This is a genomic window from Phenylobacterium aquaticum, from assembly GCF_947378715.1.
Lineage (GTDB): Bacteria > Pseudomonadota > Alphaproteobacteria > Caulobacterales > Caulobacteraceae > Phenylobacterium > Phenylobacterium aquaticum_A.
In genome coordinates this window covers 1-19,297 of the sequence record NZ_CANCLE010000071.1, presented here as the reverse complement: position 1 = coordinate 19,297, position 19,297 = coordinate 1, and the positions used below count along the sequence as shown (strand labels likewise).

At 67.7% G+C, this 19,297-nt stretch carries 16 protein-coding genes; 6 read left to right on the top strand and 10 right to left on the bottom strand.

Going from position 1 to position 19,297, the window contains the following annotated elements; all coding sequences use genetic code 11:
* The coding region (locus Q7P21_RS11125; RefSeq protein ID WP_304177143.1) for an alkaline phosphatase family protein at positions 1–1,638 on the top strand (1,638 nt) is incomplete at its 5' end.
* Between the two features lie 10 nt (positions 1,639–1,648).
* Here the strand turns inward: Q7P21_RS11125 and Q7P21_RS11120 are convergent.
* The 6 genes from Q7P21_RS11120 to Q7P21_RS11095 form a co-directional block, all read right to left on the bottom strand.
* A complete protein-coding gene (locus tag Q7P21_RS11120) occupies positions 1,649–1,879 on the bottom strand; it encodes a hypothetical protein (protein ID WP_304166029.1) in 231 nt (76 codons plus the stop codon).
* Complete coding sequence (gene ppdK, locus Q7P21_RS11115) at positions 1,876–4,572, bottom strand: pyruvate, phosphate dikinase (protein ID WP_304166031.1); 2,697 nt, start codon at positions 4,570–4,572, stop codon at positions 1,876–1,878. Before ppdK ends, Q7P21_RS11120 begins: the two co-directional genes overlap by 4 nt.
* 170 nt (positions 4,573–4,742) lie before the next feature.
* On the bottom strand, positions 4,743–7,019 hold the full coding sequence (gene glyS / locus Q7P21_RS11110) for a glycine--tRNA ligase subunit beta (RefSeq protein ID WP_304177142.1): 2,277 nt from the start codon (positions 7,017–7,019) through the stop codon (positions 4,743–4,745).
* A 3-nt stretch (positions 7,020–7,022) separates the two neighbouring features.
* Positions 7,023–7,925, bottom strand: coding sequence for a glycine--tRNA ligase subunit alpha (locus tag Q7P21_RS11105; RefSeq protein WP_304166037.1), 903 nt, complete (start codon positions 7,923–7,925; stop codon positions 7,023–7,025).
* Between the two features lie 110 nt (positions 7,926–8,035).
* Positions 8,036–8,347, bottom strand: a complete 312-nt coding sequence (locus tag Q7P21_RS11100) for a hypothetical protein (protein ID WP_304177140.1) — start codon at positions 8,345–8,347, stop codon at positions 8,036–8,038.
* A gap of 53 nt (positions 8,348–8,400) precedes the next feature.
* The gene (locus tag Q7P21_RS11095) at positions 8,401–8,988 is read right to left on the bottom strand and encodes a fasciclin domain-containing protein (RefSeq protein ID WP_304177138.1); all 588 of its coding nucleotides are present in this window, start codon (positions 8,986–8,988) and stop codon (positions 8,401–8,403) included.
* A gap of 390 nt (positions 8,989–9,378) precedes the next feature.
* On the opposite strand from Q7P21_RS11095, the gene Q7P21_RS11090 reads away from it, so the two are divergent.
* Together Q7P21_RS11090 and Q7P21_RS11085 are read left to right on the top strand one after the other, a co-directional pair.
* Positions 9,379–9,717 (top strand): P-II family nitrogen regulator, encoded by a 339-nt coding sequence (locus tag Q7P21_RS11090; protein ID WP_215339866.1) that lies wholly within the window; start codon positions 9,379–9,381, stop codon positions 9,715–9,717.
* 35 nt (positions 9,718–9,752) lie between these two features.
* Positions 9,753–11,195, top strand: a complete 1,443-nt coding sequence (locus tag Q7P21_RS11085) for an ammonium transporter (protein ID WP_304166047.1) — start codon at positions 9,753–9,755, stop codon at positions 11,193–11,195.
* 175 nt (positions 11,196–11,370) lie between these two features.
* On the opposite strand, the gene Q7P21_RS11080 is transcribed toward Q7P21_RS11085, so the two are convergent.
* The 4 genes from Q7P21_RS11080 to Q7P21_RS11065 all read right to left on the bottom strand — a co-directional run bounded on the left by Q7P21_RS11080 (position 11,371) and on the right by Q7P21_RS11065 (position 16,558).
* On the bottom strand, positions 11,371–11,940 hold the full coding sequence (locus tag Q7P21_RS11080; RefSeq protein WP_304177136.1) for an alpha/beta fold hydrolase: 570 nt from the start codon (positions 11,938–11,940) through the stop codon (positions 11,371–11,373).
* A 154-nt stretch (positions 11,941–12,094) separates the two neighbouring features.
* Positions 12,095–12,976, bottom strand: coding sequence for a 4-(cytidine 5'-diphospho)-2-C-methyl-D-erythritol kinase (locus tag Q7P21_RS11075; protein WP_304166052.1), 882 nt, complete (start codon positions 12,974–12,976; stop codon positions 12,095–12,097).
* A gap of 6 nt (positions 12,977–12,982) precedes the next feature.
* Positions 12,983–14,758, bottom strand: coding sequence for a tetratricopeptide repeat protein (locus Q7P21_RS11070; RefSeq protein ID WP_304171541.1), 1,776 nt, complete (start codon positions 14,756–14,758; stop codon positions 12,983–12,985).
* Positions 14,759–14,884: 126 nt separating this feature from the next.
* A complete protein-coding gene (locus Q7P21_RS11065; protein WP_304171543.1) occupies positions 14,885–16,558 on the bottom strand; it encodes an electron transfer flavoprotein-ubiquinone oxidoreductase in 1,674 nt (557 codons plus the stop codon).
* Between the two features lie 142 nt (positions 16,559–16,700).
* Between Q7P21_RS11065 and Q7P21_RS11060 the strand changes: the two genes are divergently transcribed.
* The 3 genes from Q7P21_RS11060 to Q7P21_RS11050 form a co-directional block, all read left to right on the top strand.
* Entirely contained in the window at positions 16,701–17,516 is an 816-nt protein-coding gene (locus tag Q7P21_RS11060; RefSeq protein ID WP_304177135.1) for a uracil-DNA glycosylase, read from the top strand.
* A 180-nt stretch (positions 17,517–17,696) separates the two neighbouring features.
* Positions 17,697–18,464 (top strand): histidine phosphatase family protein, encoded by a 768-nt coding sequence (locus Q7P21_RS11055; RefSeq protein WP_304171547.1) that lies wholly within the window; start codon positions 17,697–17,699, stop codon positions 18,462–18,464.
* Positions 18,465–18,576: 112 nt separating this feature from the next.
* Positions 18,577–19,297 (top strand): NAD(P)-dependent alcohol dehydrogenase (locus Q7P21_RS11050; protein WP_304177133.1); only part of this gene is annotated, 721 nt, incomplete at its 3' end.

Sequence of the window (19,297 nt, the reverse complement as noted above, 5' to 3'; positions counted from 1 at the left end):
GACTTCAGGAACAGCCATTCCCTGTTCCCGACCGTCACCACCGCCAATGCTTCGGCCATCTCCACCGGCCACCGGTTGGGCGACACCGGCGACTTCGGCAACACCATCTATGTCGGCGCGCCCCTGCCCGCCCCGGTCAGTTCGCCCTTGCCGGGCCTGGAGAGCGACACTGTCCTGGGGGTCATGAACCAGCGGTTCGGTGGCAACTATCTGAACGAGATCAGCTTGCTGCATGCCGCTCATGACCAGGGCTTCCAGACCGCCGTCCTAGGCAAGCACGGCCCGGCCGCCATCCAGGACGCCCTGGCCCGGGACGGTACCGGGACGATCGTTATTGACGACGCGACCGGCCACGCCGGCGGCTTGCCGCTCAGCCCCGAGATCACGGCCGCCATCCGCGCCGCCGGACTGGAACCGGTCACCCCCGACCGCGCCGAGAACGCCCGCGACGGGACCAAGGATATCCCCGGCACCCTGGTCGAGAACCGGGTGCAACAGGACTGGCTGACCGCCGTCGCCACGAAGGTGCTGCTGCCGCGTTTCAAGGCGGGGGCCAAGCCCTTCGTCCTGGTGTTCTGGTCGCGCGATCCGGACGGCACCCAGCATAACCAGGGCGACAGCCTGAACAGCCTGACCCCGGGCGTGAACGGCCCGACCAGCCTGGCGGCGATCCGCAACGCCTCCGACGACCTCGCCGCCCTGCGCGCCGCCGTAAAGGCCGCCGGGCTGGAGGCGACCACCAACATCGTCATCACCGCCGACCACGGGGTGGCTGTGGCGTCCAAGGCCAGCGAGACCAGCGCAGCGGCCAGGCTCAGCTATCCCGACGTCACCGCCGGCCATCTGCCCTCCGGCTTCCTGGCCATCGATCTGGCCCAGGCGCTGAACCTGCCCATCCATGATGGCAAGGGCGCCCTCGTGGACCCCGCGAAGGGCGGCCATCCCGGCCGCGGCGCCCTGCTCGGCCCCGACCCCGCCGCGCCGCAGGTGGTGCTCGGCCCCAATGGCGGGGCGGAGCTGATCTATCTGCCGGGCCCGGACGCCAAGGCGCTGGCGCCGCGCGTCGTCCAGTTCCTGACCCAGCAGGACTATACCGGCGCGATCTTCGTCGATGACGCCCTGGGTCCCCTGCCCGGCGCCCTGCCCCTGAGCGCCGTGGGCCTGACCGGCAAGGCCCGCACCCCGCGCCCCGACATCGTGGTCAGCTTCAAGAGCTTCTCCACCGGCTGCGACCGACCCGAGCTCTGCGCGGCCGAGGTCGCCGATACCGATCTGCGCCAGGGCCAGGGCATCCACGGCACGGTCAGCCGCCAGGACACCCACAACTTCATGGCCGCCATCGGTCCCGATTTCCGCACAGGCTTTGTCGATCCGGCCCCGGTCAGCAACGCCGACCTGGCCATCACCACCGCCCATATCCTCGGGATCAAGCTGCCCAGCGTCGGCGCCGAGCGTGGCCGGGTGATGGGTGAGGCCCTGGCCGCCGACGGCAAGCCCCGCAAGGTCACGACGCGCACCCTGGTCTCCGCCCCGGCCCAGAACGGCTTCATCACCAAGCTCGACATGCAGCAGGTGGGAAAGACGCCCTATGTCGACGCCGCCGGCATGCCGGGCCGAGTGGTGGGCCTTAAGCCGTAGCGCTTGGAGATCAGCGCCGGTCGTCGATGACAGTCAGCTTGCGCACGGTCAGCTCGTCGATCTCGACATGCTTCAGCCTCAGCCGGCCCACGGCCATGCGGCCGATGGCGAGGCGGTGGATCGTCACCATGCCCAGGGCCAAGGCCCCCACCGCCAGGGCCCCCAGCGCCGCCGCCCCGACCGCCCCGGCCGGCAGGGCCTGAGGCTTCAGGGTCGGAGGCTTGGCGGCGGGTTCGGTCACCGGTCTTTCTCGCGCTCGCCGATGGCGGCCTGGGCCGCGGCCAGGCGGGCGATCGGCACCCGGAACGGTGAGCAGCTCACATAGTCCAGGCCGATCTTCTCGCAGAAGGCGATGGAGGCCGGGTCGCCGCCATGCTCGCCGCAGATGCCCAGCTTCGCGTCGGGGCGCACCGCACGGCCGCGCTCAGTGGCGATGCGGATCAGGTCGCCGACGCCTTCCTGGTCGAGGGTGACGAAGGGGTCCTTCTCGAAGATCCCCTTGTCGATATAGGCGTTCAGGAACCGGCCCGAGTCGTCGCGGCTGATGCCGAAGGTGGTCTGGGTCAGGTCATTGGTGCCGAAGGAGAAGAACTCGGCGTATTCAGCCAGGTCGCCCGCCCGGATTGCGGCGCGCGGCAGCTCGATCATGGTGCCGACCATATATTCGATGGTCACGCCCTTCTCGGCCATCACCTGCTTGGCGATACGGTCGGTGAGCAGGCGCAGGTAGCGCATCTCCTCGCCCTTGGCGACCAGCGGGTGCATGACCTCCGGGATCGGCGCGGTCTTGCCCTGGGCCACGATCTCGCAGGCCGCCTCGAAGATGGCGCGGACCTGCATCTCATAGATTTCGGGATAGGAGACGCCCAGGCGGCAGCCGCGGTGGCCGAGCATGGGGTTGGTCTCGTGCAGCTCCTTGGCGCGGCGCATCAGCTTGGCGGCGTCCAGGCCGGTGGCCTTGGCCACGGCGACCAGGTCTTCCTCGGTGTGCGGCAGGAACTCGTGCAGCGGCGGGTCGAGCAGCCGGATGGTGACCGGCAGCCCTTCCATGATCGTGAACAGCTCGACGAAGTCGTCGCGCTGCATCGGCAGGATCTTGGTCAGGGCCGCGCGGCGACCGGCCTCGTCGTCGGCCAGGATCATTTCGCGCACGGCGGCGATGCGGTCCTCGTCGAAGAACATGTGCTCAGTGCGGCACAGGCCGATGCCCTCGGCGCCGAACTGGCGAGCGGTGCGGGCGTCCAGCGGGGTCTCGGCGTTGGCGCGGACCTTCAGGCGGCGGACCTCGTCGGCCCAGACCATCAGGGTCGCGAAGTCGCCGGAGAGCTCCGGCTCGATCATCTTCACCGCGCCCGACAGCACCTCGCCCTTGGAGCCGTCGATGGTGATGATGTCGCCGGCCTTGAACACCCGGCCCCGGGCGCGGAACTCGCCCAGCTTCTCATAGATCTGGATCTCGCCGGCGCCTGAGACGCAGGGCCGGCCCATGCCGCGCGCCACCACGGCGGCGTGGCTGGTCATGCCGCCCCGGGCGGTGACGATGCCGCGCGCGGCGTGCATGCCGTGGATGTCCTCGGGCGAGGTCTCCTCGCGCACCAGTATGACCGACTCTCCGGCGGAGCCGAGGCGCTCGGCCTCGTCACTGTCGAACACCACTTTGCCGGTGGCGGCGCCCGGCGAGGCCGGCAGGCCGGCGGTGATCACGTCGCGCGAGCTGGTCGGGTCGATGGTCGGGTGCAGCAACTGGTCAAGGCTGGCGGGCTCGACCCGCATCACCGCCTCTTCCTTGGTGATCAGCCCTTCGGTGGCGAGATCGACCGCGACCTTCAGCGCCGCCTTGGCGGTCCGCTTCCCGTTGCGGGTCTGGAGCATATAGAGGCGCCCCTTCTCCACCGTGAACTCGATGTCCTGCATGTCGCGATAGTGGGTTTCCAGCTTCTCGACGACGGACTTGAACTGGGTGAACACCTCCGGGAGGGCTTCCTCCATGGACGGCGCCTTCTCCCCCATCTCCTCGCGGGCGATCTTGGTCAGGGCCTGGGGCGTGCGGATGCCGGCGACGACGTCCTCGCCCTGGGCGTTGATCAGGAACTCGCCATAGAGCCGGGCCTCGCCGGTGGACGGGTTGCGGGTGAAGGCCACGCCGGTAGCCGATGAGTCGCCCATATTGCCGAACACCATCGACTGGACGTTCACGGCCGTGCCCCAGCTTTCGGGGATGTCGTGCATGCGGCGATAGAACTTGGCCCGCTCATTCATCCAGCTGGCGAACACGGCGCTGATCGCGCCCCACAGCTGCTCCTGCGGGTCCTGCGGGAAGGGCTTGCCGAGCTCACGGGCCACGGCGGCCTTGTAGTCGATGACCACCGCCTCCCAGTCGTCGGCGCTCAAGCCGGTGTCGACGGTGACGTCCAGGCGTTCCTTATGCTCGTCCAGAATTTCCTCGAACATGTGGTGGTCGAGGTCGAGCACCACGTTCGAATACATCTGGATGAAGCGGCGATAGCTGTCGAAGGCGAAGCGGCGGTCGCCGGCCAGCTTGGCCAGGCCCTCCACCGTCTGGTCGTTGAGGCCCAGGTTCAGCACCGTGTCCATCATCCCGGGCATCGAGGCCCGGGCGCCGGAGCGCACCGAGACCAGCAGGGGATTGGCCGGGTCGCCGAAGCGCTTGGCGGTGATCGTCTCGACCGTCGCCAGGCCGGCCACGACCTGGGCGGTCAGCTCGGGCGGATAGGTCTTGTCGTTGGAATAGTAGTGGACGCAGGCCTCGGTGGTGATCGTGAAGCCCGGGGGCACCGGCAGGCCGAGCGATGACATCTCCGCCAGATTGGCGCCCTTGCCACCCAGAAGGTTCTTCATGGAGGCGTCGCCGTCAGCGCTGCCCCCACCGAAGGAATAGACCCAACGCGACTTGGAGAGCGTATCGGTCGACATCCAGAAATCCTCCTCGTGCGCCGCCGGGCCAAGCCTGGCCGATCCGGAAGCGCGATCAACAACAGACCCTATTGCCCAGCCCGGCCTTTCAGAGCCGTGAAGGGGACTCGATCAAAAAGGTCAGAGCATTTCTGAATCCGAAAAGTGCGTCACACTTTCCGGGAAACGCTCTAGCCGTTCACCAGGCTGAAGTCCGCGACCTCGCCCATGGCGTCACGGACCTGAGCCAGAAGCCGCAGCCGGTTCTCGCGTTCGGCGGCGACTTCCGAGTTCACCAGCACCTTTTCGAAGAAGGCGTCGACGGGTCGACGCATTCCCGACAAGGCACGCATGGCGCCTGCGAAATCCTCATGCTGCAATGCACGCGCCACCTCGGGCTCCGCAAGGGAAATCGCCGCGATCAGGGCGGCTTCCTCGGCCGAGGCGCCCGCCATGGGCGCGGCCGCGCCGGCCGGCAGGGCGCCCTTCTTTTCCTCGGCCTTGAGGATGTTGCCGGCCCGCTTGTAACCGGCCAGCAGATTGGCGCCGTCCTCGGTGGTCAGGAAATCCGACAGGGCCTGGACCCGGGCGACGATCCGCACCAAGTCGTCGTCGCCCAGCGCGAACACCGCATCCACCAGGTCGTGGCGCTTGCCCTGGTCGCGCAGCAGCACCTTCAGCCGGTCCGCCAGGAAGGCCAGGACCTCCTCGGCCACTTCGCCATAGGGCCGGAACGTGTAGAGCACCTTGCCTTCAGGGGCCTCGCCGGCCTTGGCGGCGCGGTCGAAGCGGATGTCGAAGTCATCCCGGGTCTCCACGACCAGGGGCGTTCCTTCCAGCAGGGCGGCGTCGAATTCCTCGACATAGGTCTCGAAGACCTCGGAGGGCGCGCGATATTTGGGGCCGAGATAGCCGGTGGTCCGCTTGGTCGAGACATAGAGCGCCCGGCCAGGATCGACGAAGCAGCGCAGAGATCCATACCAGTCGGCGACCAGCTCACGGATCGGCGCCCGGGCTTCGGACCCCAGCAGGATGCGGATCACCCCCAGGGCGGCGCGGCGCAGGGCATAGGGATCGCGCGATCCTGTCGGCTTCTCATTGATCGCGAAGAAGGCGGTGAGCGTGTCGAGCTTCTCGGCCAGCGCCACCGCCATGGTCACCGGGGTGTCCGGCGCCTCATCGGTCTGGCCGACCGGGCGATAATGGTCGCGGATGGCGTCGGCGACCACGTTCGAGAGCTTTTCCTCGCGGGCGTAGTAGCCGCCCATCAGGCCCTGCAGCTCGGGGAATTCACCGACCATGCCGGTGGTCAGGTCGGCCTTGCACAGGTGCGCGGCCAGCACGGCCTTGGCCGGATCAGCGCCCACCCGGGGCGCAATCGCCTTGGCCAGGATCTCCAGCCGCTCGACCCGCTCGGCCAAGGTGCCCAGCTTGGCGTGGAAGGTGACGCCCTTCAGCTTCTCCAGCCGGTCTTCCAGCTTCACCTTGCGGTCTTCGTCCCAGAAGAACTTGGCGTCGCTCAGCCGCGCCGACAGCACCTTGGCGTTGCCTGCCGCAATCACCTTGCCGCCGTCCGCCGCCTCGATATTGGCTACGGTGACGAAGTGCGGGGCGAGCTTGCCGGTGGCCGGGTCGCGCACGGCGAAATACTTCTGATGGGTCCGCATCGAAGTGCGGATCACCTCCGGCGGCAGGTCGAGGAACACCGGGTCCATGTCACCCAGCACCGGCGACGGCCACTCGGCCAAGCCCGCGACCTCGTCCAGCAGGCCCTCGTCGTCGACCAGTTCGAGATTGCGCGCGAAGCACAGGGTCTTGGCCTGTTCCAGGATACGGGTCTTGCGCTCCTCCGGATCGAGCACGACGAAGTGCTTCTCCAGCCCCTCGGCGTAGCGGTCGAAGTCCTTGGCCTTGAACGGCTTGCCCGATCCCATGAACCGGTGGCCCTCGGTCACGTCGCCGGCCTCGATGCCGTCGATGGAGAACGGGACCACCTCGCCGTCGAAGACGCACAGGATGCGCTTCAGCGGTCGGACCCAGCGCAGGGTCCCGCGCCCCCAGGTCATCGACTTGGGCCAGGGGAAATTGCGGACGATCTCCTCGACCATCTCGGCGACGATCGTGGGCGTCGGCCGGCCGGCGCGATGGATATGGGCGAACCACACCCCGTCCCGCTCGGTCAACTGGTCGCGGGTCAGGCCCGTCTTGCGCAGGAAGCCGTCGATGGCGGCGTCGGGCGAGCCGACGCGCGGGCCCTTCTGTTCCTCATGCCGGTCGCCCTGGGCCGCCGGCAAGCCTTCGGCCACCAGGGTCAGGCGACGCGGGCCGGAAAAGGTCTTCAACGCCTCGGGCAACAGCCCCTGGGCGGCCAGCCGCTCGCGGGCCATGCGCTCGAAATCCCTCGCCGCCTGCACCTGCATGCGGGCCGGAATCTCTTCGGAGAACAGTTCGATCAAAAGCTGGGGCATGACTTAAGCGTTCCCGCCTTCATTCGCGACCCAGGCCTCGGCGCACATCTTGGTCAGGTCGCGAATGCGGCCGATATAGCTCTGGCGCTCGGCCACGGCGATCGCGCCGCGGGCGTCCATCAGGTTGAACAGGTGGCTGGCCTTCAGCACATGGTCATAGGCCGGCAGGACGGTGATCTGGCCCTGCGGCCCCCGGCCCTCCAGGATGCGCGGCACCTGGCGCTCCATGTCCTCGAACTGCCGCTTCAGCACAGCCACGTCATAGAGGTGGAAATTGGCTTCCGACTGCTGGCGCTCGTTCTCCAGGAACACGTCGCCATAGGTCATGGGCGCCGGGCCGTCCGGGTCGTTGAAGGCCAGTTCGGTGAAGTGATTGACGCCCTGGATGTACATGGCCAGGCGCTCAAGCCCGTAGGTCAGCTCTCCGGCCACGGGGAACACGTCCAGCCCGCCCACCTGTTGGAAGTAGGTGTATTGCGTGACTTCCATCCCGTCGCACCAGACTTCCCAGCCCAGGCCCCAGGCCCCGACCGTGGGGTTCTCCCAGTCGTCCTCGACGAAGCGGATGTCGTGTAGCCGGGTGTCCAGGCCGATGGCCTCCAGCGAACCCAGATAGAGCTCCTGCAGGTTGTCGGGGTTCGGCTTCAGGATCACCTGATACTGGTAATAGTGCTGCAGCCGGTTGGGGTTCTCGCCATATCGGCCGTCGCCGGGCCGGCGCGAGGGCTGCACATAGGCCGCTCGCCAGGGCTTGGGGCCGAGCGCGCGCAGCACCGTGGCCGGATGCAGGGTGCCCGCGCCCACCTCGACGTCATGCGGCTGCAGAATCACGCAGCCTTGTTGGCTCCAATAGTCGTGGAGTTTCAGGATAAGACCCTGAAATGAGAGCGGCTTTTCGGAGGACATGTGGGGTGTGTTCGCGGGCGCAAAAAAAGTCGGCGGACCATAGGGCCCACCGACCTTCGCTTCAAGCGCAGCGCGGCTTTATCTCCGCATTGCGTCCGTCTGGGGTCGGCTCAGTTCCCCTTCGCCTTGGACCGCTTGCCCGCGCTGGACATGGGCGGATACTTGGCGCGGTTCTCCGGCGTGTCGGCGACCGGGCCGTTGGTCAGGGTGGTGGTGGTCACCGTGGCCGAGGCGTCCATGCCTGCGGCCACCGCCGCCGGGGGCGCGGTCTCGACCGTGGTCGACGCCTGGGTCCCGACTGCGGGCTCGGCGGGCATCGCCATGGACGGCGTCGCCGGCGGCTGGGCGGGGGCGGTCTGGGCCTGAGCGGCCGAGGCCAGGGTCGCGGCCGCGACGGCGGCGAGAACAAACTTGATGTTCATCTTGGCGTTCCTCGTTCCCGGGGGTCCGAGGCGCGCGGCCGCGAGGCTCCCGACTAGTTGGCGGTCGGTGCGGGCGCCGTGGCGGGCGACAGCACCTTGTTGATCACGTGGATGACGCCATTGGTGGCCATGATGTCGGCCTGAACGATCATGGCGTCATTGACCATAAGCATCTCGCCGCCATCCAGTTCCACGGGCAGGCCGGCCATGGTGCGGGCCTGGCGCTGGGCGCCCTTGAACTCCGAGCTCGGCACCGAGGCGTTGATCATGTGGTAGATCAACAGCTTCTGCAGCTCCGCGCGGTTGGCCGGGGCCATCAGCCGGGCCAGTTCGCCGGCCGGCAGGGCGGCGAAGGCCGCGTCGCTGGGCGCGAACACTGTCTCGACCTTGTTGGCCTTCAGGAAGCCGGTGAGGTTTGTGGCGTCGGTGGCCTTGAGGAACAGAGTGAACTGGCCCGAGGCCTTGAGGGTGTCGACCACGTCGCCGGCGGCGACCACGGGCGGGGCGGCGACCGGGGCCGGCGCAGCGGCGGGCGCCGGCATGGCCGCAGGGGCGGCGGCGGCGGCCGGCGTCTGAGCGGAAGCGGCGCCTGCGGCCAGGGCCATCAGGGCGCCGGCGATCAGAGAGCGGGTCGGGAGCATGGGAATCCTCGTTGGGGAGATATCGCAACGCCCCCTGCCCACAGGCCGCGCCCGAGTCAACGGATCGCACCCTGTGCGCGGCCTCGATTTCGAAGGCGCCTGCCTTAGAGGCCCGCCGACTTGGGCGCTCTCATGACACCCCCACGTCAACACCACGGCGCAGGCGCTCCGGACGCCGATATCGCCCAATCAGCAGGCGCCAAATGCCGCTTTCGCACACATTTTAGGCGCCTGAAGTCTTTTCATTGATCAAAGGTTACCGCGCAACCGCACACGGCCCTGCCGTCGATAGCGTCACTTTGCCGTCGAGGGGTCGAGTTGAGCCCCAAATTCTGACGGTCGGGAAAATCACGGGCGCGGACAGCTTTTGAGCCGCGTGGGAGCGAGCGGATGAAATTGATCATGGCGATCGTCAAACCCTTCAAGCTGGACGATGTGCGCGAAGCGCTCGTCGCCGCCGGCGTCGAGGGGCTGACGGTCTCGGAAGTGAAGGGCTACGGCCGGCAGAAGGGGCAGACGGAGATTTACCGGGGCGCTGAGTACCAGGTGAACTTCGTGCCGAAAGTGAAGCTCGAGGCTGTCGTCGATGACAGCGCCGCCGCCAAGGCGGTGGAAGCGGTCAAGGCCGCCGCCGCCACGGGCAAGATCGGGGACGGGAAGATTTTCGTTCTCAACGTCGAGGACGCTGTTCGCATTCGGACCGGCGAGTCCGGCACGGCCGCGCTCTAGGTCGCCAGAGCTCATCGGGACAAGGGGATAATCATATGAAATCATTCGGTATCAAAAGGTTGGCAGGGCTTGCCTTCGCCGCCGCCATGCTCGGGGCGCCTTTGGCGGCTCCGGCATTCGCCCAGGACGCCGCGGCGCCGCCGGCTGCTGAGGCGCCCGCGCCTCCCGCCGCCGAGGCCATGGCCCCCGCGCCTGCGCCGGCTGCGGCCCCCGCCGCCGCCGAGACCGCAGGTCCGGCCCTGTTGCCTCACCAGGTCAAGCTTGAGCTCAACTCCGGCGACGCGGCCTGGATCCTGACCTCCACCGCCCTCGTCCTCCTGATGACGATTCCGGGCCTGGCGCTGTTCTACGGCGGCATGGTGCGGAAGAAGAACATCATCGCCACCGTCGCCCAGTCCTTCGTGATCACCTGCCTGGTGACCGTGATCTGGATGGCCGGCACCTACGGGTTGGCCTTCGGCTTCAACGATAACGAAGCCCTGCAGCCCTATATCGGCAGCTTCCGGACCTTCTTCCTCGCAGGCGTGACCACCGAGACGGCCTATACGGCCGCCAAGGGCCTGCCGGAGATGCTCTGGATCACCTACCAGATGACCTTCGCGATCATCACCCCGGCCCTGATCGCCGGCGCCTTCGCCGAGCGGATGAAGTTCTCCGCCCTGCTGCTGTTCATGACCCTGTGGTCGATCTTCGTCTACGCCCCCATCTGCCATTGGGTCTGGGGTGGCGGCTTCCTGTCCAAGATGGGCGTCCTCGACTTCGCGGGCGGCACCGTGGTTCACATCAACGCTGGCGTCGCCGGTCTGATGTGCGCCCTCGTCATGGGCAAGCGAAAGGGCTACGGCACCGAGAACATGGCGCCGTCGAACCTGGTCTTCACCATGATCGGCGCCTCGCTGCTGTGGGTTGGCTGGTTCGGCTTCAACGCCGGTTCGGAATGGGCCGCTGACGGCATCGCTTCCGCCGCCATGCTGAACACCCAAGTCGCCACCGCCGCGGCCGCCCTGGCCTGGATGGTTGTCGAGTGGGTCGAACGCAAGAAGCCCGGCATGCTGGGGCTGGCCTCCGGCGCCGTCGCTGGCCTGGTCGCCATCACCCCGGCCGCCGGCTTCGTGAACCCGCAAGGCGCGCTGATCATCGGCATCGTCGCCGGCGCCGTCTGCTACGTCGGCGCGGTGTGGCTGAAGCGCATCTTCAAGTATGACGACAGCCTCGACGCCTTCGGCGTGCACGGCATCGGCGGCATCGCCGGCGCCCTGCTCACCGGTCTGCTGGCCGACCCGGCGATCAACTCGCTGGGCGCTGGCCACAGCGTGATCACCCAGGCCAAGGGCATCGCGGTGACCGCTGGCTGGACGGCCATCGCCACCCTGGTGATCCTGATGATCTGCAAGTTCACCACCGGCCTGAAGGTCTCGGAAGAGGGTGAAGTTGAAGGTCTGGACATGACCCTGCACGGCGAAGCCTTGCACGAGTAGTCCATACGACACTGGAGAGTTGGGAACGGGGGTCCTTCGGGGCCCCCGTTTTCGTTTGGGGCATGCCGTCGGGCTGTGAAGGCTCCAGGCAGTAGGGCCCACCAGGGCGTCAACGTCCGCGCCACTGCCGCTCGCCAAGTCAAGAACGAACGATGACGCCAACCGTGGCGACGGCTCACCTAACGTCCAGGAGGGTCGCGGCCAGGGCGGCTGGATGCGAAATCATTCCGAGATGGCCGAGGTCCAGCCGTCGCGTGTTCCAGCCAAGCGCCTCGGCCCGCGTCGCGTTGCGCTCGAACCCTTCGCTCAGTTTGACATAGGTCGCCGGCAGCCGTTCCCACTCGGCGTGGCAGGGCGCCTGGGCTTCCAGGAACGCCAACGGAACCTGCGGTATGTCGGCGAGGCATGTGGCCCTCGCCTTGGCGTCAGGCGCCCAGCTTTCGATGACCGCAGGGGCGAACCATCGGTCCCATCGGGCGATCAGCCCTTCGGAGGTGATCTTTCGGAGCCCGTCGATTTGTCCGCGCGGCGCCAGGTCGGCGGCGCTCTTGCCCGGATGCGGGAGGACCGCGTCGACAAAAACCAGCCCTTTCAGCCTGGCGGCGACCGCGCTCAGGCTCGGCGCAAAGGCCCCCGCGCTGCTGTGGAGGACCGCCGTCCAGGGTTCGTCGTCCACCTGCGCCACGATCCGCTGGGCCGCGCCGTCGAACCAGTCAGGCCCCGACACGCCGCCATGGTCCGCCACGCACCCGTCCTCCAGATGGGAGGCGACGAGGCTCCAGGACGCCGGCCCCAAGAATGGACTTGGTATCAGCGCCAGCCGCATCTCACCTGCCTTTGTCGAACCATGGAGGGGGACTCTAGCCGCTCTACCCAAGGCTGTCGTCAGCCTTGGGCGCCTACCCCCAGGGCCCGCCCAGCCGGCAGCGCTCGACCCACCAGTCAGGCCGCATGGCCTCAATACGTTCGGCCAGGGTCTCGGCCTCGTAGTCGCCGGCGCAGAGGGCGAAGCAGGTGGCGCCCGATCCTGACATTCGCGCGATCAGGGTCTCCGGCTCATCGGCCAAGGTCGCCAGCACATCGCCGATCTCCGGAGCCAGGGCCAGGGCCGGCGGCTCCAGGTCATTGCGGGTGGTGCGCAGCCAGCCGGCCAGCTCCTCGACGCTCTCGAAGGCGTCGGGCATGGCGGGCGCCGTGACATTGGAGAACAGGCCTGAGGCGTCGAGCGCGCCATAGACGGCTGGGGTCGACACCGCCACGCCAGGATTGACCAGCACCGCGTCGATACCGGGCAGGCCGGGCGACGGCGACAACCGCTCTCCCCGGCCCTCGGCCAGGACAGGTTGTCCCCACAGGCAAGCCGCGCCATCCGCCCCCAGGGAGGCCGCCACGGCCTCCAGCTCGGCGTCGGGCATCTGGAGCGCCCAAGCCTCGCGCAGCAGCCGCAGCACGGCCCCGGCGTCACTGGATCCACCGCCCAGTCCCGCCGCCACCGGCAGCCGTTTGTCGAGCATCAGCCCCGGCAGGACGTGCAGGCCGCCGGCCCGGGCCAGCAGGACGCGGGCGGCGCGCAGCACCAGATTGTCCCCCTCCCCGGCCAGGGCCGCCGCATAGGGCCCGCGCAGGGCGAAGCCTGCCCCCTCGGCGTCGGTCACCGCCACCCGGTCGCCCAGGTCGGCGAAGACCATCAGGCTGCACAGCGGGTGATAGCCGTCAGACGCGGGCGCGCCGACGTGCAGGAAGAGATTGATCTTGGCCGGCGCGAGGGTTTCGGCGGCCATGGCCGGTCACTGCCCGGGGATCTTGGTCGCCGCCAGGGCGTCGACCGGGCCGGGGATCTTGGTCGCCGCCAGGGCGTCGACCGGACCGGCCATCTTGGCTGCCCCCACCGGCGCGGCCGGGCCCAGGCCGGTGGCGATCTTGCCCTCGACCTCGGCCTTGAGCTTGGCTTCGGGCGCCAGGGTCAGCACCCGACGCCACTGGAACAGCGCCTCGTCGCGGCGCCCTACCCGCCAATAGGCGTCGCCCAGGTGATTGTTGATGTCGGGATCGCCCGCCTCGTACTCGACGGCGCTCTCCAGGGTCTCGACCGACTTCTTGTAGTCGCCGAGCCGATAATAGGCCCAGCCCAGGCTGTCGATCATGGCGCCCGAGTGCGGGTTCTGGCCCACCGCCTTCTGGACCATGCCCAGGGCCTCGGACAGGTGTTCGCCCCGGTCGATCCAGGAATAGCCCAGATAGTTCAAGAGCTCGCTGTCGTCCGGCTGTTGCTTCAGGGCCGCCTGCAGGTCGCGCTCGCCGTCGGCCCAGCGCCCGGCCCGGTCATAGGCCACGCCCCGGGCATAGAGCAGTCGCCAGTCGGGATTGGCGCCGATGACGCCCGACAGCACATCGGCGGACTCGGCGAACTTCTCGTTGGCGCGCAACAGGTCGGCCAGGGTGACCTGGGCCTCCTGGCCGCCGCCGGCCGCCGCCGCGTCGCGGGCCAGCTTCAGGGCCGCCGGACCATCTCCAGCGTTCTGGAAGCTCCAGGCCAGCTTGGCCTGGGCGGCGCTGTATTCCGGCGAGCCGGGCTTGGGGGTCGAATAGGCGGCGCGGGCGGCCTCGGTGTCGCCGGCCGCCTCCATCATGTCGCCGACCATCAGCCAGGCCTCGTTGCGCTGGGGATCCAGGCGCAGCGCCAGGCGCAGATAGGTGAGCGCGTACTGGGTCTGTTTGACGGCCATCATGCCGGCGCCTGGCGCGATCAGCGCCGCGGCCGCCCCTTGCTTCAGGCTGGGCGCAGGCGGGGCGCCCTTGCCGGCGGCGGCCCGGTCGCGGGCGGCCAGCAGCACGGAGTTCTGCGGCTCCTCGGTCAGGCCCTTGTTGTAGATCGCCTGGGCGTCCACGCGCCGGCCCCGACGCTCCAGGAAGCCGCCATAGGCCAACAGCATCATGTCGCCGGGAGCGTCACCCTTGGTCAGCTCCTTGAAGTCGGTCTCCGCCTCGTCATAGCGGCGCGCGCGCTCATAGAGGTAGGCCTGGCCCAGCAGGCCGAAATAATCGACCACCTTGTCGCCGCGCACCTGCGGGCGGACCAGGGAGCCGTCGGTGTCGCCGGCCATGGCCGCGGCCCAGGGCGCCAGCAAGGCGCCGGCCGAGCGGTGAACGAAGCCAAGATCCTCGGTCTTCAGCAGCGGCAGGGCGAGCTTGGGCTTGCCTTCCGCCATCGCCTCGACCGCGACCACCAGGTGGCCCAGGCGCTTGCCATTGTCGGAGGCGTCGGGGCCGTTCGGGGCCATCTGAGCGGCGCGGGTGATGTCGCCGGCCAGCACCGCAGCGGTGAAGGCCCGCTCGGCGATGATGCCGGTGTCGCCCTCGACCTCGGCGGCCTGGTTGAAATAGGCGGCGGCCTGGCTGCTGCGCCCGTCGTTCAGCGCGCCCTGCCCGGCCAGGAACAGGCCATAGCTCGAGGCGGGCCCGGTCATCAGGTCCGCATTGAGTTGAGGCTCTGCAGTGGCGCAGGCGCTCAGCAGGAGGGCGGGGGCCAGCAGGCCAGCGAAATGAAGGGCGTTACGGCGCATGCGGGGAATCTCTGCGGTTTCCGGGCCGGCCGCAAGCGCGACCGCCCGTCTCAGGGCTAAGACAGGCGGCGAATTCCGTTTTTTCTAGGTCCGCGCGAGAATTCCCCACGCGCGGACCTGCAGAAATCACATGTTCGGATAGTTGGGCCCGTCGCCGCCCTGCGGCGTCGTCCAGTTGATGTTCTGCGACGGATCCTTGATGTCGCAGGTCTTGCAGTGGACGCAGTTCTGGAAATTGATCTGGAACTTCGGGTTCTGGCCCTGCTCGTCATAGAGCACTTCATAGACCCCGGCCGGGCAGAACAGCCGCGCCGGTTCGCCGTATTTCGGCAGGTTCACCGAGATCGGGATCGAGGGATCCTTCAGCGTCAGGTGAGCCGGCTGGTTCTCGTCGTGATTGGTCGAGGACAGGAACACCGAGGACAGCTTGTCGAAGCTGATCACCCCGTCCGGCTTCGGATAGGAGATCGGCTTATAGTCCTTGGCCAGGCCCGTGGAGGCGGCGTCGGTCTTGTCGTGCTTCATCGTGCCGAAAAATGAGAACCCGCCGGTCAGGTGGGTGACCCACATGTCGAACATGCCCACCGCGCCGCCGAAGAAGGTGCCCAGCTTGCCCAGCAGCGGCTTGGCGTTGCGAACCACCTTCAGTTCCTTGGCGACCCAGCTATTCTCGAAAGCGGCCTGATACTCGACCAGTTCGTCGCTGGCGCGGCCCGCAGCCAGGGCCTTGAAGGCCTCTTCGGCGGCTAGCATGCCAGTCTTCATGGCGTTGTGGCTGCCCTTGATGCGCGGCACGTTGACGAAGCCGGCCGAGCAGCCGATGAGCGCGCCGCCCGGGAAGGTCAGTTTGGGGATCGACTGATAGCCGCCCTCGGTGATGGCTCGCGCGCCGTACGATATGCGACGTCCGCCTTCGAGGTGCGGCCTGACCGAAGGGTGGTGCTTGAACCGCTGGAACTCGTCGAACGGCGACAGCCACGGGTTCTTGTAGTTCAGGTGCGTCACATAGCCGATCGACACGTAGTTATCGCCGAAGTGGTACATGAAGCTGCCGCCGCCGGTCTTGTCGTCGAGCGGCCAACCTGTGGTGTGCTCGGCCAGACCCGGCTGATGCTTCTCCGGAGGCACCTGCCACAGTTCCTTGATGCCAATCCCGAACTTCTGCGGCGACTTGCCGTCCGACAGGTCAAACTGGGCGATCAGTTGCTTGGCCAGCGAGCCGCGCACGCCCTCGGCGATGAACACGTACTTGCCGTGCAATTCCATCCCGGGCTGATAGTCGGCGGTGGGTTGGCCGTCCTTACCGATGCCGACCACGCCGACGATGACGCCCTTCAGCGAACCGTCGTCGTTCCAGACCATCTCGGAAGCGGCGAAGCCCGGATAGATCTCGACGCCCAGTTCCTCGGCCTTGCCCGCCAGCCAGCGACAGACATTGCCCAGCGAGGCGATGTAGCAGCCGTCGTTGTGCATGAACGGCGGCAGGGCGAACATCGGCAGCGACACTTCGCCCTGCGGCCCCAGGATCAGGAAACGGTCCTTGGTCACCGGCGTCTCGAGGGGCGCGCCGTCCTGCTTCCAGTTCGGGAAGAGTTCGTTCAGGGCCTTGGGGTCGATCACCGCGCCGGAGAGGATGTGGGCGCCGACTTCGGAACCCTTCTCCAGCACGGCCACCGAGATCTCGGTTCCGGCCTGTTCCGCCAGTTGTTTCAGACGGATCGCGGCCGACAGGCCGGCAGGCCCGGCGCCGACGATGACGACGTCGTATTCCATGGCTTCGCGTTCGACGGCTTCGCTCATGACCCCTCAAGCTCCCGATTTTTCCGCCCCCGCCCGCAGGCGTGTGCGAAGCGGCGTTGATCCCTTGGCCCGCTTATCGTTAGCTAGCGCGCGTGCGGTCAAGCGCCAACTCCGCCGCAGGACGATTTCGGACCCCCGCCAGATGAACGCCCATCCCTCAGCCGTCGCCGAAAGCCTGCTCGCCTTCTGGGCGGAAGCGGGCGTCGACGCCATGCTGCTGGATGCGCCCATCGACCGCATCGAGGCCGGCAAGTTCGTCCAGCCCAAGCCGCCGGAGAAGAAGCCGCTGATCGCGGCGGCGCGGCCAGTGGTCAACGCCGGCCCGGACATCTCGGCGAGCGTCGCCGTGGCCCAGGCTCTGGCGGTCGCCGCCCAGGATCTCGACCAGCTCAAGGCCGCTATCGCCGCCTTCGATGGCTGCCCGCTGAAGTTCGAGGGCGCCGCCCATCAGGCGGTCTTCGCCCGGGGCGCCCCCGACGCGCCGTTGCTGATCATCGGCGAGGGTCCAGGCGCCGAGGAGGACCAGCGCGGAGAGCCCTTCGTCGGCCGCGCCGGTCAGCTGCTGGACAAGATGCTGGCCGCTGCCGGCCTCACCGGCCGGGTGTTCATCACCAACACCGTCTTCTGGCGGCCGCCCGGCAACCGCGCGCCCACTGTCACCGAACAGGCCGTCTGCGCCCCGTTCCTGGAACGCGCCATCCAGCTGGTGAACCCCAGGATGCTGCTGCTGGTCGGCGGCCCGGCCGCCAAGTCCATGCTGAAAAAGGAAGAGGGCATCCTCGCCCTGCGCGGCCGCTGGTTCGAGTGGAAGAGTTCCGACGAAGCCCTTGAAATCCCGGCCATGCCGACCCTCCACCCCGCCTTCCTGCTCCGTCAGCCCGGCGCCAAGAAGAAGGCCTGGAGCGACCTCCTGACCCTCACCGAACGGCTGGATCGCCCGCATCGCCCGGAGGGGTGATTTAAAATTCGCTCATCCCCGCGCAGGCGGGGAGCCAAGCTGAGGCCATTGCCCGCGCATCAGGCGTGCGCCATAGGCAGGAATGCAATGGGCCGCATTGGCTAAGATGCCATTCCGCTAGACGGACTCAGCAAGGCTGCCGGTCACAGCAAAACGTCCAAGGGATGGCATAGACAGTCGATGCCGCGCGATCTCCGCATTTACCTGATCCGCCATGGCGAAAGCGAAGCGAACCTCGATAAGAGCGTGAACGCGCTGCTACCGGATCACCGCGTTCCCCTCTCTGTCGAGGGACTGCGACAAGCCGCGGAGGCTGGTGAGATACTTCGCTCCCACCTCAGTGAAACCGCGCTCACTGGGCAGGCCTCCAGATCGGATTTTGCGCCACCAAAGATTCGCATGTGGCGATCTCCCTACCTGCGAACTCGGCAAACATCTGATGCGATCCTTAGGGCGCTCGGCGGTCTTACCTCCGACGGTGGCTTGGTATTGGATGTGAAGGAAAAATCCCAACTTCGCGAACAGAGCTTTGGTCTATTCGACGGGGTACCGGATCAGGATCTCCCGAAATTGTTCCCAAGAGAACATGCCTTGTATCAGAAGGCCGAGCAGCACGAGGGGCGCTTCTGGGCGCCGATGCCAATGGGAGAAAGCCGCTGTGACGTCGCTGAACGCGTGCATGCGACTTTCGGTACATTTCATCGCGACGCCGAGCGTCACGATATTCATGACCTCATTGTCGTCTCCCACGGCGTAACCATCCGCGCCTTTGCCTATGCTTGGTTAGGATATGAATGGGAGTGGTTTGAACGCCAACCGAACCCGGGAAACTGCAGCATTTGGATGATCGAGGGGAATGTCGATCGAGGCTTCATTCACAAGGGATGGTCCGCTACCGCCGGCCACAACGCTCAAGAGAAGCGGGAGAGCGGAGAAATTTCGACCTAGGCTCAATGACGCCCCACCGCCCTAGCGATCCTCCCACCGTCTCCTCAATTCCTGGCGTCGACAGCCGCCCCGCTCGCGCGCACCACTCCTCACCACACCGAGGAGCCCCGTCATGCAGGCCTATCGATTCGATAGCTTCGCGAGCCTTGATGAACTGCGGATGCGAAGCGAACCCGATCCCGTGCCCGAGCGCGGCGAGGTGCTGGTCCGCGTCCACGCCGTCTCGCTGAATTTCCGCGACCTCGCCATGGTCCGCGGCCGCTATCCCCGCCCCTGCCATCCGGGCCTGATCCCGACCAGCGACGCGGCCGGCGAGGTCGTGGCGGTCGGCGACGGGGTCAGGGCCTACAAGCCCGGCGACCGGGTCATGGGCGCCTTCCATCCCCGCTGGTTCGGCGGCGACATGCCCGCGACCATCGCCGCCGACTCCTATGGCGCGGAAGGCGACGGCTGGCTCACCGAACTCAAGGCTGTCAGCCAGGAGGCGATCGTGCCCCTGCCCGACGGCCTGACCTATGAGGAGGCGGCCACCCTGCCCTGCGCCGGTCTGACCGCCTGGACGGCGCTGACCGGTCGCACCCCGATCCGAGCCGGTCATTCGGTGCTGATCCAAGGATCGGGCGGGGTATCCGTCTTCGCCCTGCAGCTGGCCCGCGCGGTCGGGGCGACGGTCATCGCCACCACCTCCAGCGATCGCAAGGCCAAGCAACTGATGGAGATGGGGGCCAGCGCCGTCGTGAACTATGTGGACGAACCCCAGTGGGGCAAGGCGGTCCGGGCGCTGACCGGCGGGCGCGGCGTGGATCGGGTGGTCGAGGTCGGCGGTCCCGGCA

Excerpts from the sequence above, each read along its gene's own strand:
- Q7P21_RS11075 (WP_304166052.1), bottom strand. The coding sequence starts at position 12,976 with ATGGCCGCCGAAACCCTCGCGCCGGCCAAGATCAATCTCTTCCTGCAC.
- Q7P21_RS11070 (WP_304171541.1), bottom strand. The coding sequence starts at position 14,758 with ATGCGCCGTAACGCCCTTCATTTCGCTGGCCTGCTGGCCCCCGCCCTC.
- ppdK (WP_304166031.1), bottom strand. The coding sequence starts at position 4,572 with ATGTCGACCGATACGCTCTCCAAGTCGCGTTGGGTCTATTCCTTCGGT.
- Q7P21_RS11085 (WP_304166047.1), top strand. The coding sequence starts at position 9,753 with ATGAAATCATTCGGTATCAAAAGGTTGGCAGGGCTTGCCTTCGCCGCC.
- Q7P21_RS11105 (WP_304166037.1), bottom strand. The coding sequence starts at position 7,925 with ATGTCCTCCGAAAAGCCGCTCTCATTTCAGGGTCTTATCCTGAAACTC.
- Q7P21_RS11065 (WP_304171543.1), bottom strand. The coding sequence starts at position 16,558 with ATGAGCGAAGCCGTCGAACGCGAAGCCATGGAATACGACGTCGTCATC.
- Q7P21_RS11090 (WP_215339866.1), top strand. The coding sequence starts at position 9,379 with ATGAAATTGATCATGGCGATCGTCAAACCCTTCAAGCTGGACGATGTG.
- Q7P21_RS11100 (WP_304177140.1), bottom strand. The coding sequence starts at position 8,347 with ATGAACATCAAGTTTGTTCTCGCCGCCGTCGCGGCCGCGACCCTGGCC.
- Q7P21_RS11060 (WP_304177135.1), top strand. The coding sequence starts at position 16,701 with ATGAACGCCCATCCCTCAGCCGTCGCCGAAAGCCTGCTCGCCTTCTGG.
- Q7P21_RS11055 (WP_304171547.1), top strand. The coding sequence starts at position 17,697 with ATGCCGCGCGATCTCCGCATTTACCTGATCCGCCATGGCGAAAGCGAA.
- glyS (WP_304177142.1), bottom strand. The coding sequence starts at position 7,019 with ATGCCCCAGCTTTTGATCGAACTGTTCTCCGAAGAGATTCCGGCCCGC.
- Q7P21_RS11095 (WP_304177138.1), bottom strand. The coding sequence starts at position 8,988 with ATGCTCCCGACCCGCTCTCTGATCGCCGGCGCCCTGATGGCCCTGGCC.